This is a genomic window from Paenibacillus alginolyticus DSM 5050 = NBRC 15375 (assembly GCF_000422905.1).
GTDB lineage: Bacteria > Bacillota > Bacilli > Paenibacillales > NBRC-103111 > Paenibacillus_E > Paenibacillus_E alginolyticus.
The window spans coordinates 101,684-114,178 of sequence record NZ_AUGY01000008.1 but is presented as its reverse complement, the minus strand read 5'-3'; the positions used below and the strand labels follow the sequence as shown (position 1 = coordinate 114,178).

Sequence of the window (12,495 nt, the reverse complement as noted above, 5' to 3'; positions counted from 1 at the left end):
ATCATCTCCGTTGAAAACACGGGGACTATTGGAGACCTCTCAATAAGAAATACTTGGACTTACTTATGTATATTATCGGCATATGTAAATGGTATTTTCCGCTAAATTTCGGGAGGTAAAACTAGGGAACGCATTAGACAACCAATCGCTAATCGTGGTTGTCTAATGCTTATTTATCTGACATTATGCTAACTTTTCAATTACAATGGATGCGCTTACTACAGGTGTGCCTCCACCAATAGCGTTTTGCAATACCAAATTCCCCATATTATCAATCCGATTCAGAGTCAATGTACCTCCTGCCGTTAATTGAGCAACGACCTGACCTTGGTAAGGTTGGTTTCCTGCGTTTGTGCCATAATTGCTGCAAGGTACCAAGTTAGCTGGAGTAGGACCAGCTGGATCAAAAAACAAGCCAAACGCATTATTACCTTGTGTAGGGAATACTTCCCAACTTATATTATAGGTGCCAGACTCAAGGATGTTGATCGTTTGCGGAGCTGTGAATGAAATGGCCGTACCGTTGATAAGAGAATCATTGAAAGAGACGGCTCCGCCTTGCCCGCCGGGGACTGATGCAGCAGCAATGTTTTGTTCCACTGTGCTGCAAAGGAAAGCAAATGAAGCTATCCCTCCTGCTGGCCCTTGCGGTCCTTGTGGTCCTACTCCTTATTTGATTTCAAAATCAAGTTATTCACCTAACAACGTTTTGGCTGGGCTAATTTACCCTAAAGGCCATTTTATTTTTCAAAATAACAAATACGCACATTTTCTATTCGATTGTATTCTTGTCCATACATTTCCAATTTCCTAAACATATTCTGTATTGGACTTTCTTTACAGCAATAAGGAGGAAAATGATGGACAAAGGAAGCGGTTTAGTCGGTATCATGGTTGCTAACCAGTATGAAAGAAAGTATGCCCTGCAAAAATATCTGAATTGTAATACGACTAATTTGAAATTATTCTGTTTTACCCCGGCTGACATTGATTGGAAACGGAATTGCATTACCGGCATACATCGTATAAACCGAAAATGGCTTCTAAGCAAATTTCCTTTCCCCGATGTTGTTTACAACCGTTGTTACCGTTTTAATGCTCAAATTATCGAACGTTTAGGTACCATTATCGGCAGTAACAAATGCTTCAATCATATCAACCAATTTAATAAACACGAGGTTCATATTCATTTAAGCCAATGGCTCGCACAATATTTACCGGAAACTATCCTGTACGACAAGGAAAATGTTTTGCGCTTACTAGATACTCATAAGGTCATATACGTTAAACCTTGCTATGGAAATAAAGGGGAAAGTGTTTATCGAGTAGAAGTGAAAGATTCGAAGGCGATTCACATTGGAGAGCATCATTTTTCTCCTAAAATCATAGTAGAAGACTCCCTACAACTTCAAGAAAGTATCGATAAGCTTGTGGGTTCGACTCCTTACATTATCCAAAAAGGTGTCGATATTCAATCACTGAACGAACAAGTTTTCGATATCCGAGTACTCGCACAAAAAAATAAGCGAGGTCAATGGTCAGCCACGAATGTTGTCAGTCGATTAGCTCATAAAGGTTGCTTTAACACAAGCATGTGCGAGAAGGTTTGTCTATCCGAAAAAGCACTTAAACAATTATATCCTCCTGATAAAGTTGATGCCATCATTCGCTCAATTTACGACATAAGCTTAAGAGCCGCGGAAATCATAGAAATGGGTACCCACTGCCATTTAGGTGAACTTAGTGTTGACCTTGTGCTGGACAGCGCCGGATTTCTTTGGATCATTGAAGTGAACGGAAAGCCACAAAAAGAACTGTATGATGAGATAGATAAGCGCGATAGCGTCTATAAACGCCCATTAGAATATGCTCAATTTTTACAAAAAAAATGATTTGCAGTTAAACTAATATATGGGTTACAGCTTGGCTTGGTTACATCTTAAAAAGGAAAAGGACAGCATAAACGCATGCTGTCCTCTTATTTTTTAGTTGGATATATCAGAATCGGTATCGTAACGGTAAACAACGTTCCTATATCAATCTCACTCTGCAGTTCAATAGTACCATGGTGAAGTTCAACAATTTTCCGTACAATCGCAAGTCCCAAACCGCTTCCACCTGTCTCGCGATGTCTAGACGCATCCGCCTTATAAAATCGTTCAAATATCCGTTCTTGATCAGATGCAGCGATTCCTATCCCACTATCTTGAATGCGAATGCGAATCCGGTCATTGAGAGGTTCCAACTGAATGTGTATCGTCCCTTTTACAGGTGTGAACTTGATTGCGTTCCCAAGAAGATTCATCCATACCTGACTTAATTGGTCTGCATCCGCGGTAACTTTCACTCGAGGGAGCTCCAAATCAAGCTCCAATTGCTTACTGGACCACTGGGGTTCATAAAATACAACAATTCTACGCAGCTGTTCATCCAAATCGTAAGTGGTTGGGTGAAAAGGATGATGCTCCGATTCCAGAGAGGCCAGCTTCAATAAATTATCACTGAGGCGAGCTAACCGCTCACTCTCGCGTTCAATGATTTCTAAGTAACGTCCGCGCTCCGCCTCATCAATTTCTGAACCCCTTAGTGCCTTGGAAAAGCCTCGAATCGACGTAAGAGGGGACTGGATTTCATGGGAAACGTTCGAAACAAAGTCTTGCCGCATCTGTTCCAGCTGTTTCAGTTCTCCAGCCATATGATTAAAACTTTGAGCTAGCTGCCCTAGTTCATCCTTTTGCTTAACAGAAACATGAACATTGAAGTTCCCTCGAGCTAACCGTTCCGTAGCCAGCGTCAACTTCTTTAGTGGATTTACTAGATAGCGAGAGGCGACGAGAATGAGCAAGCTGCCTACAATGAGTACGATGAGGAGTACAGTAATGATGGCTGTCTGCCCTTGACGCCGGGCTGCTTCGGAGATGTTTTGATGAATGAAAAGAGCATATGTCGTATCTCCTACACGGAGCGGTATCCCTACCTTTATCTGGTTTATGGGATCTTTAGGTATGCCATAGTCTAGGCTTTTATACATGTTGCCTTGTAAAACAAAGTCTACTTCCGATGCTAAAATACGAGGCTTCCCTTTTTTATCCTTAGAAATTTCTGTAGCAGGCTCGCCTTTTGCGTTAAATAAAGTAAAAATGTAGTTCTCATTTAGGCGATTGCTCCCAGCCACAAAAGAATCAAGATTACTCGGCTGTACGTCTTCTATCAGTTTGACAATTTGCCGGCTTTTCGCCAACATCTCCGTTTGATTATCCATCGCAATCCTATTCATGAAAAAGAAAGTTGCCAGCCAAAAGGCGACTGACAAACTAACCACAACGATAGCCAGAAATGTCAGTACAACGCGCAGATAAAGCGATTTTATCTTAATCATGTATTTACCTCGAGCCTGTACCCAAGTCCGCGAATGGTCGTAATCCGAAACTCCTCCGTCAGTGGTTCGAACCGCTCACGCAAACGTTTAATATGAACATCAACCGTTCGGTCATCACCTTCATAATCCATACCCCAGATCTGCTCAATAAGCTGCGTACGGGTGAAGATTTGTGCCGGATAACTAGCAAGCTTATAGAGGAGCTCGAACTCTTTTAAAGGAAGCGCCAAGCGTTGATCCTGCAACCGCACCTCAAATGCCGTGCGATCAATCATCACATTTCCGAGTGTGATCGTCTGAGAAGTGTTGATTCGATAGCGCTTCAGCAAAGCTTTGACACGCATAACCAACTCCACGGGGTCAAAAGGCTTCACAAGATAGTCATCCGTGCCAAGCTGAAAACCTTTCACCTTGTGGACCGACTCGCTTTTGGCTGTCACCATAAGAAGAGGTAAGTCCGCATATTGCGCCCTTAATTCGCGACAAAGTTCCCAGCCGTCCATCAATGGCATCATGACATCCAATACGACTAAATCCGCCGGAGTTGTTTCAAGCATGCTGAGCGCTTCTTGTCCATTGCTTGCCTGTATAACCACTAAGCCTTCTTTGGCCAAATAAACGCGAATCAGCTCTCTGATATCTGCGTCATCATCCACCACCATGATTCTGGTCACGAAACGCTCCGCCTTTCTTGCGTGAAACTTAAGCTAGATATGGTATCGGATCTTTTGAACCCGCTTCTTCAAAACCTTTCAACCGTAACCGGCAGCTGTCACAAACCCCGCAAGCTTCCGCTTTACCATTGTAACAAGACGTGGTTAGCTCGTAAGGAACGCCGATCTTCAAGCCTTCTTGCACAATTCGTGCCTTGGTCCAATCAATGAGTGGTGTTTCAATCGTGATCCCTTTCCCTTCAACACCGACCTTAGTCGCAAGGGCAATCACTTCTTCCACTTTATGAATGAATTCCGGACGGCAATCCGGATATCCACTGTAATCGAGGGCATTTACTCCGATATAAATGGCTTCTGATCCCGTTACTTCCGCATAAGAGGTAGCAATGGAAAGGAATAGCAGATTGCGTCCAGGTACATACGTTACTGGAATTTCAGATTCCTCTGACCCTTCCGTTAATCCATCCACCACATTCGGAACATCAATGTTATCATCCGTTAATGCGCTGCCGCCGAAATCACGCAAGAAATCCAGCTTGATGATCTTATGACGAGCACTTACACCATAATGCTCTGCGACTTGCTTGGCATTCTCGATTTCGATCTTATGGCGCTGACCATAGTCAAAAGAAATCGGATATAGCTCGTATCCCTCTTCTTTGGCAATTCCCATGCATGTTGTACTATCTAATCCGCCACTTAGAATGATGACGGCTCTTTTCTTATTATCTTTGCTTGCGCTCATTATAAACACCTCTTTTTCTTCTAGTGAAAAATAGATAAATAAGTAGTTACGCGCTTAGACGCCGCGCATTGCTGGATCCCAAATGATCTTATGCAGCTGCATGTTCAGCTTCACCTTGGACAACCCTGCGTCAAGCATCAGCTCGACGAGCTTGCGCGGCGGCATAGTCTCCCACACCGGGCTGAACATCGGCAGCGCCTTCGTCGGGTGCTGCTCCAGCACTTCCACCGCGGTGCGGAAGTCGTGCTCGCTGCCGATGACGAACTTCAACTCGTCCTGCTCGCGCAGCAGGGCGAGATTGCTCATGATCATCTGCCCCATCTCGCCAGAGTCGGGCAGCTTAAAGTCCATAATGTATCGCACCTTCGGCGATGCGGCCCGCTCCACGAACAGAGCGAGATCGATCGCGCCGTTCGTCTCGATATGCAGGTCATCGACCTGCTCCAGCTCAGCGAGCGCGTCGATTAACGCGAGCGACTTCTCGCCGTACAGGAGCGGCTCGCCGCCGGTAAGGCAAATATGCCGGGAGCGGAACGTCTCTACCTTGCTGATAATTTCAGCAATGGTCATGACGTTCTCCGCTTCCGCGGGCGGGTAGCTGTACTTGGTGTCACACCAGGTGCAGCGCAGGTTGCAACCAAAAAGACGGACGAAGACCGTCGGGAACCCGGCACGGGTCCCTTCGCCTTCAACCGTCTCGAAGATCTCGACCATCGGAATGCGGATATCTCGCATTACACATCCTCCTCCATCATCGAGCGTGTGATGGCCGCATAGCTCGTCGGCGTTTCCCACAGCCGGATTTCTTCCAGCCTGATCGCTGGATAAAGTTGTTCCTCAAGCAAAGCTTGATGAATTTCCTCATACATCCAAACGACCATATTTTCAGCGGTTGTATTCATAGCGGGCAGCACATCATTCAAATATTTATGGTCCAATCGGTCAACGACACGTTCTTTTGCAATACGTTTAATATCACCAAAATCTATAGCGATCCCCCGGCTATCTACTTTTCCGCGCATAATAACTTGCAGCTTATAGGTATGGCCGTGCAGATTTTTACATTTTCCTTCATAACAATGCAAATGATGCGCACTGTCAAACGTAAATTCTTTGGAAATCAAAACGGACTTGTGATGATATTTTAATTGGTTCTCTTGGATGTCACGCCCCAACATTTGCACATCTCTGGGGATATCATAGCTCATATCTATCACCTCATAATTATGAAAAAAACAGTACTCTACATTCTATCACGAAGAGACCGTTTTTCACAATCAATCTTGTTCTTTTCGTCTTCCCTTTTGTGACCAGTCCAAATGACCCCGAATCTCCTGAATTCGTTCATTCTCATTACGCAAATCCGATTCAATGAGAGCTGTAAGACTTTCAATTTGATCAACCACGGTATCGGGAAGCTCAACCTCTTCAACTGATTTTACAATATAAAGCAAGCATTGCAGCGTCTCATCCATAAGGCTCTTCTTCTTGCCGGTTAAGACGACTTCGGAGAGAAAAATAAGGTGACTCAATTCTTTTTGCGTCATTTTCAAGAGGAACATCCCCTTTCTTGCTTCCATTATCCAACATTTTCCGACATCGCGAAAGACTCTCTTGACAACTTAAACTATAACATTTATGATTACAGTAATAGTTATGAATTAGTTCACTGATTGGATTTTTTTTCAAATGATAAAACTGAATGCTTCGAAACACACTAAAAAGAATTTATAACCTTGGAGGGAAACCTAATGAGTACAGAAGTTAAATCCGAAGTTTTGAAAGTTTTAGAAGACCGTCATTCCGTAAAGCAATATCAAGCTGGGCACAAAATGCCGAAAGCCGATCTTGAGCAGCTGCTGAAATCAACGTCACAAGCACCATCTTCATGGAATCTTCAACACTGGAAGCTTCTCGTTATTGATGATCAAGCTCAAAAAGAGAAATTACTTCCTATTGCATACGGACAAAAGCAAATCGTTGAGAGCTCCGTTGTTATCGCAATCCTAGGCGATCTCGAAGCTAACAAAAACACAGAACGCGTTTTTGGTCCAGCAGTTGAAGCTGGCCACATGACAAAAGAATTGTATGACACTCTTGCCGCTCAAATCGAAGGCGCATATCAATACCCACAAGTTGCTCGTGACGAAGCTATTCGTAACGCATCCTTAGCTGCTATGCAGCTTATGATTGCTGCTAAAGCACTTGGCTATGACACATGCCCAATGGGTGGTTATGATGCCGGCAAATTCGTTGAAGCATTCAATGTACCTGCACGTTATGTACCTGTTATGCTGATTAGCGTAGGTTTGGCTGCTTCCCCTGCAAGATCCGCAGGTCGCCTTCCTTTGGATCAAATCATCATTTCCAACACTTTTTAATTAAACAGAAAGGCATGAATTCCATCTTTCATGGGAGTTCATGCCTTTTTTTCATTTGCTGCTAACTCAATGATACTGATCCGTTTCGAACCAAATTTCATCAATTAGCTTATTTCTATACAGCATCGATACATTAAAAGTTTCATACTCTTTTTCTTTATCCAACTCTTCAAGCAATAATGTCGCAATTAGCTCTCGATCATCCGAATCTCCTGGCTCTCGGAAATCAATGAATCCTGTAAGCTGGCGAGAACTGATATCCACCGTTGCAGTACCAATTGGCAAACCACCATGGGATTGCTGATAAATTTCATACGTGAGGGTATCGCCATCATCTCTGGCCAAATTAATCGTATAATCCTCCGGAGATGGATGCATCGTATCTGCTTCTATGTCATCAACCAAATCTAACAAATCAATGTGCGTTAATTCAACCGTATCTACGGTTTCCCCATTATAGATCATATTAAAAATAAACGTATCCGTTTCATCCTCATTGAAATCTTCAACAATAAGCTCCGACACCCTATCCATTTCCTCATCAAAAGGATCGAATCTCCACGTTATATCTCCAATCACATCCGTACCAAACATATGAAGAGTTATCTCTGCAACGAGCTCCGAGTCTTTATCATAAACATGATAATCCACACGGTTTCTACTTTCACCTACAATAACAAGCTCATAGCCCTGTTGATTCTTGCGTTCCTGAATCATTTCCATTTTATCCGGAGCATTCTCTGAGTCGATGTCATCAAATCGGGTTTCGTCCCTCACCCACTCATAATCAACCTCATCGTCATGATCATGACGTGTGTACGAATGAGAGTCCGCTTCGGTCATGGTAGATTGTAAGGCATTGTCCGTCGCGATAACGAGATCATAATCACTGTAACTAAATAATACCTCGCACTCCTCAATAGACAGTGCATCAATGACATTCTGAACATATGACTGAACGAAATCATACACCTTCTCTTTGTCCACGATCGTAATGGACTGCTGCTCCAGATGAATCGAGCCTTTAAGTCGATCCGATTCCCTGTAGACTAGCGTTAACGTACCGACAAACTCCCCATTGTACACAATATCGCAGACTTCTCCGCCTGCCGTTTTCAGGTCGGGTCTCAGCATAATATCGGCCACGACTTTACTCGCCTCCTCTACAGATCTTATGATTCTTCTGTAGATTGTCCCAACATCGTCCAAAATATGAGTATTTAGGATAAACGAAAAAACGGAGGCTTAAAGGGACGCCTCCGTTACATGGGTCTATTCAATAGCTGTTTCTGTTTTTCAATCATATCCAGTCGTTGGGACAAGCTTTCGATGTTCGGGTAGCGCTTTGCATGAACTTGATAGATATGGCGAGCTTCTGCCAATTTGCCGGCTCTTAAAGCTAGATCGGCTACGGCCAAATCTGCTTTCCATTGCCCTATTTGATAATCAGCCGAGACTGATCCTCTGTACTCCTTGATGGACGTCTTCGCTTTTTTGAGATGAAAATCCGCTTGCAGATATAACTCATCTGCTTGCTTCATTCGTATTTGGGCAAGAAGGAAATGGGCATCGGGAAATTGGTTGTTATGTTCTAAAGCTTTAAGACAAGTTGTTTCTGCCTGTTTCCAATCCTTACGGCTCATATAATATTGCGTCAGAAGTTTATAAACATCCAGCATTCTACCAAAGCGCGGAGTTTGCAAGCCAATCCGCTCTGCTTCAAGTAACGCTTCAAACGCTTGCTCTTCCTGCCCTACTAATAAAGACTCCCGACCAAAAAAAAGCCAGTTGCCAGGATCGTTCGGATCTTCTTCAATCATCATCTTAAGTGAGCGTAAATTGCGCTCTAGTTTATTTTTTTTCTTAATCACAGACGGGTCGTACCCATCATGGAGAAATCGAATTCGAACGGCACGACGATAAGTTTCCTCGTCGTACATACCTAAGGAACTGCTCATTTGTTCATGAATTCTTCCCCAGAACTGCAGTCCTCGCTTCATTGGAAACATCCGTGTCTGAGAAAAGTCATGATGAACTTCGCCGCGAATCTGATTGAGATGCCAAATATGTAGAACTGGCGGTATGGGGTGGTGATGGAAAATACCCGCTAATTCTCGTACTCCACAAACATCCTCTTCGAGTAAAAGCTCATCTGTATCCACCCAAAGTACCCAATCACTTTGAATATGGTTCAAGCCCTCATTGCGTGCAGCGGCAAAATGGTCCCTCCACTCAATGGATACCACCTTCACTTTGCTGAATTTGGACGCTATCTCTCGTGTACGGTCAGTCGATGAATCGACTAGAATAATTTCATCCACAGCCTCATAAAGAGCAGTTATGCACTTTTCAATTCGTTGCTCTTCGTTTCGGGCTAAAATTGCTGCGGCAACCGTAACCCTCGGTACATGAAGAAGCCCTACGATATCAACCCGTTCATCACCATCTGGTGTTTGCTCCAAAGCCTCATAAACCGATTTAACCCATGCAGCCTCTGGATCGAGGAGCCATGCACGATTGAATACCCGCTTGGCCGTTAGACCATAGCCTTGATGCAACAGAGCCTCTCCCAAGAAAACCCAAGCCTGTCCTTCTAATGTATTACTCCGGATTAGATCCTTCGCCACAACCTCCGCTTCCTTGTATCTTTGCTGCTGTAAAAGTTCGATGATTGGCGCGTAGGTCGATTGCATGGGTCACCTGCTTTTTAAGGAATCATTGGTCTGGTGTAAGGAATTGTTAAAATTTTCTTGCCATGATCAACATCAACAGTTATCGTTGTAGTTCCTGAACTGTTAATATAGTAGTAAGTTCCATCTTTCATTATAGGCATATCGGGGTTACTGGAGAATACTTGAATGTATTGCTCCTTCCCATTCTCTTTAGGGAATATGGATTCGATATCAAAACTGCCTCCAAAGAATGTTTGGTACATAAACAAATCGTTTATAAAAACTTCATTTGTAGTAGGATTAACCGCATTTATTTTAAGATTGGATGATGAAGAAGGATAGTTCACTATGTTAGAAAGCTTAAGATAGTTCTGAGAATTGTAAACTTCTTTCGATACCGTAACAGTGTTATTATCAACTCCATCAACGAAATCGAAGGAATAATTTAAAGGTGCCGTTGTTTCAAAAGCGTTTGTAAGATTTAACTCCAAAGTGCTGCCTACAAAAAGCTCATGCACACTAAATGGATTATAAGTAGAGCCAATTACTGTAAATTGTTGTGAAACCACGTGATTAGCCGTATCAGTTGCTTTTACGCCAACAATATCGGTCATTCCTGAACTTAAATATAGCTTTGATCCTGAAATCGCAGATACTGATGTCCCAATCACTTCAAAATTTAAATGTTCCCCCAAAGAATCAGTGAAATATTGATTCAAATCTAGTACATAAAATCCACCAGGAGAAATATGGTATTTATTATAAACGCTCTTACCGATAACCGGTGGTTGATTTTCAGCTAATACGGTTGCACGAAACGTATCATAGCCCATATCCCCAGAATCGTTAACGGCCACTACCGTTATATCTGCATCACCCGCTAGAGTAGATGTACGTACATACCAGCCTCCATCATTATAAATATCTACAATGTTCGGATTCGAAGAAAATACATAAAAGGTCAATCTATCCTCTACATGACGCTGTTTAAAATATTCATACACATCAATAACGCTATTAATGGAAAACTCCGAATTTTTATTCAGCGTAAAGTTTGAAAATGGCTTTATTAGAAGATTAGTCGCACCTTCTACGGAGTTTTCATCTAAGACACTCGGGGAAATGCCAGTTAACAATTGTTTTATGTGAGCTGCAGTTGTGAAATCCTCTGAATGACCAGTCATATAAGTTACTAAATTGCCAATATTTATTTTTCCAGTAGATTCCGCAGGAACAACGGCTACGTTAATCAAATCTTGGGACATGACTCCATCATCTTCGATTGTAACCGTGAAACTAGCCTTTCCTGTTTCTACTCCTCCTTTTACTTTCAAGAACCCTTTTTCTAAAAAATTGGTCTCAATCGAAGCAGAAGGATTTGTACCATTTGTAACTGAAAAAGTTGAATACTTAGATAAGTTATAAAGAGTTCTTAGATTAATGATGCTGGAACTTCCATTTTGCGGTATCACTAAATCTTGTACATGGACTGGTATCGGGGTTTGTGTGGGTATTGGTGTTTGTGTTGGGGCTTCTGAACCATTAGCAGCAACCTCATAAGTCGGCATCCCAATAAAAAAGGGAATAGTCGCAATGGCAGTAGACACTACTGTTGCAATTACCTTTTCTTTCTTTGTATATCGTTTTTTCTCGGTCAATCGTTTCTTCTCCATCTTCCCTCTACACCACCGTTATCAATTTTCTTTCTCTCATTCTACCATACGTCATAATTTGGAAGAACCTCCTAAAACGACAAAAATCCTCAAAAACCGAGGATTTTTTCGAAATTTTAGATTATAAACAGTATTTCAAGATAGCTTCACGTACACCCTCGTCATTATTAGAGGAAGTTACCGCATCCGCTGCTTCTTTCACACCATCTGGCGAATTCTCCACAGCGATTCCGAGTCCTGCAAATTCCATCATTTCCAGATCATTATAGTAGTTGCCGATAGCCATGATCTCACTAGAATCAATCTCTAATGAAGCAGCCAAAGCTTTCAAGGCGTTGCCTTTATTGGCCTTTGCACTCATCACATCAATGAAGAGGTCGCCACTGCGAATCATCCTCATTTGACCGTACAGCTTCTGTTCTTCCCATTCCTTTTGAACGCGGTCCAGCTCAGTTTGGCTAAAAAGTGTAAATTTCACTAATGGCAGCCCAAGCTCTGATACATTAGTCACAAGTTTGGGGCTAATCAGATACTTTTGATACATCTGTTTTTCGTACTCACTAATCCGTTCAATATACATGTTAAAAGAGGTGCATACATCGAAATGAATGCCTTCTCTCCGTACATAATCCAACATAGGCTCAATTTCAGGAAGTGTAAAAGCAAACTCATTGATCAACGTCTGACCCCGTTCATCCGCGTGAACTGTTGCCGCGCCATTATGCGTAATCATCGTTCCTTCAAGCCCAAGCTGTTGTAAAATTGGCAGCGTGCTTGCTGGGGCTCTTCCGGTGCATAGCACAATATGACACCCTTGATCATGTACCTCCTGAATCGTTTCAATCGTGCGTTCTGATAATTCATGCTCATCATTTAAAAGAGTTCCGTCTACATCAAGTGCAATTAATCGATATCTCAAGATTTTCTCTCTCCCCTATGCTTCGCCTTTTTATCGACCTATTGTACCATAG

General features: G+C 42.7%; 13 protein-coding genes. 2 read left to right on the top strand and 11 right to left on the bottom strand.

Annotated features, from left to right (window positions below):
* Nucleotides 1–183 precede the first annotated feature (183 nt).
* A complete protein-coding gene (locus G519_RS41550; RefSeq protein WP_244279992.1) occupies nt 184–600 on the bottom strand; it encodes a hypothetical protein in 417 nt (138 codons plus the stop codon).
* Between the two features lie 260 nt (nt 601–860).
* On the opposite strand from G519_RS41550, the gene G519_RS0103425 reads away from it, so the two are divergent.
* Nucleotides 861–1,892 (top strand): YheC/YheD family endospore coat-associated protein, encoded by a 1,032-nt coding sequence (locus G519_RS0103425; protein ID WP_029193493.1) that lies wholly within the window; start codon nt 861–863, stop codon nt 1,890–1,892.
* A gap of 86 nt (nt 1,893–1,978) precedes the next feature.
* On the opposite strand, the gene G519_RS0103420 is transcribed toward G519_RS0103425, so the two are convergent.
* The 6 genes from G519_RS0103420 to G519_RS41545 all read right to left on the bottom strand — a co-directional run bounded on the left by G519_RS0103420 (nt 1,979) and on the right by G519_RS41545 (nt 6,345).
* On the bottom strand, nt 1,979–3,379 hold the full coding sequence (locus tag G519_RS0103420) for a sensor histidine kinase (protein ID WP_036631959.1): 1,401 nt from the start codon (nt 3,377–3,379) through the stop codon (nt 1,979–1,981).
* Nucleotides 3,376–4,053, bottom strand: a complete 678-nt coding sequence (locus tag G519_RS0103415; protein WP_029193491.1) for a response regulator transcription factor — start codon at nt 4,051–4,053, stop codon at nt 3,376–3,378. Before G519_RS0103415 ends, G519_RS0103420 begins: the two co-directional genes overlap by 4 nt.
* Nucleotides 4,054–4,081: 28 nt before the next feature.
* On the bottom strand, nt 4,082–4,798 hold the full coding sequence (gene queC, locus G519_RS0103410; RefSeq protein ID WP_036631956.1) for a 7-cyano-7-deazaguanine synthase QueC: 717 nt from the start codon (nt 4,796–4,798) through the stop codon (nt 4,082–4,084).
* Between the two features lie 54 nt (nt 4,799–4,852).
* Nucleotides 4,853–5,533 carry a 7-carboxy-7-deazaguanine synthase QueE gene (locus G519_RS0103405; protein WP_029193489.1) on the bottom strand — a complete coding sequence of 227 codons (681 nt, stop codon included), beginning with the start codon at nt 5,531–5,533 and terminating at the stop codon, nt 4,853–4,855.
* Nucleotides 5,533–6,006: a 6-carboxytetrahydropterin synthase QueD gene (gene queD / locus G519_RS0103400; protein ID WP_029193488.1), complete on the bottom strand. Its 474-nt coding sequence runs from the start codon at nt 6,004–6,006 to the stop codon at nt 5,533–5,535. The genes G519_RS0103405 and queD overlap by 1 nt, the downstream gene beginning before the upstream one ends.
* A gap of 69 nt (nt 6,007–6,075) precedes the next feature.
* Nucleotides 6,076–6,345, bottom strand: coding sequence for a hypothetical protein (locus tag G519_RS41545; protein ID WP_244279998.1), 270 nt, complete (start codon nt 6,343–6,345; stop codon nt 6,076–6,078).
* 204 nt (nt 6,346–6,549) lie between these two features.
* On the opposite strand from G519_RS41545, the gene G519_RS0103390 reads away from it, so the two are divergent.
* The gene (locus G519_RS0103390; RefSeq protein ID WP_029193487.1) at nt 6,550–7,179 is read left to right on the top strand and encodes a nitroreductase family protein; all 630 of its coding nucleotides are present in this window, start codon (nt 6,550–6,552) and stop codon (nt 7,177–7,179) included.
* Between the two features lie 66 nt (nt 7,180–7,245).
* Here the strand turns inward: G519_RS0103390 and G519_RS0103385 are convergent, their stop codons facing one another.
* The 4 genes from G519_RS0103385 to G519_RS0103370 form a co-directional block, all read right to left on the bottom strand.
* Nucleotides 7,246–8,325 (bottom strand): hypothetical protein, encoded by a 1,080-nt coding sequence (locus G519_RS0103385; protein WP_029193486.1) that lies wholly within the window; start codon nt 8,323–8,325, stop codon nt 7,246–7,248.
* A 116-nt stretch (nt 8,326–8,441) separates the two neighbouring features.
* Nucleotides 8,442–9,872, bottom strand: a complete 1,431-nt coding sequence (locus tag G519_RS0103380) for a glycosyltransferase (RefSeq protein ID WP_029193485.1) — start codon at nt 9,870–9,872, stop codon at nt 8,442–8,444.
* A gap of 14 nt (nt 9,873–9,886) precedes the next feature.
* A complete protein-coding gene (locus G519_RS0103375; protein WP_029193484.1) occupies nt 9,887–11,524 on the bottom strand; it encodes a hypothetical protein in 1,638 nt (545 codons plus the stop codon).
* Between the two features lie 121 nt (nt 11,525–11,645).
* A complete protein-coding gene (locus tag G519_RS0103370; RefSeq protein WP_029193483.1) occupies nt 11,646–12,443 on the bottom strand; it encodes a Cof-type HAD-IIB family hydrolase in 798 nt (265 codons plus the stop codon).
* Between the last annotated feature and the right edge of the window lie 52 nt (nt 12,444–12,495).

Coding starts and splice junctions, on each gene's coding strand:
- G519_RS0103425 (WP_029193493.1), top strand. CDS start 861: ATGGACAAAGGAAGCGGTTTAGTCGGTATCATGGTTGCTAACCAGTAT.
- G519_RS0103420 (WP_036631959.1), bottom strand. CDS start 3,379: ATGATTAAGATAAAATCGCTTTATCTGCGCGTTGTACTGACATTTCTG.
- queC (WP_036631956.1), bottom strand. CDS start 4,798: ATGAGCGCAAGCAAAGATAATAAGAAAAGAGCCGTCATCATTCTAAGT.
- G519_RS0103405 (WP_029193489.1), bottom strand. CDS start 5,533: ATGCGAGATATCCGCATTCCGATGGTCGAGATCTTCGAGACGGTTGAA.
- queD (WP_029193488.1), bottom strand. CDS start 6,006: ATGAGCTATGATATCCCCAGAGATGTGCAAATGTTGGGGCGTGACATC.
- G519_RS41545 (WP_244279998.1), bottom strand. CDS start 6,345: ATGACGCAAAAAGAATTGAGTCACCTTATTTTTCTCTCCGAAGTCGTC.
- G519_RS0103390 (WP_029193487.1), top strand. CDS start 6,550: ATGAGTACAGAAGTTAAATCCGAAGTTTTGAAAGTTTTAGAAGACCGT.
- G519_RS0103380 (WP_029193485.1), bottom strand. CDS start 9,872: ATGCAATCGACCTACGCGCCAATCATCGAACTTTTACAGCAGCAAAGA.
- G519_RS0103375 (WP_029193484.1), bottom strand. CDS start 11,524: ATGGAGAAGAAACGATTGACCGAGAAAAAACGATATACAAAGAAAGAA.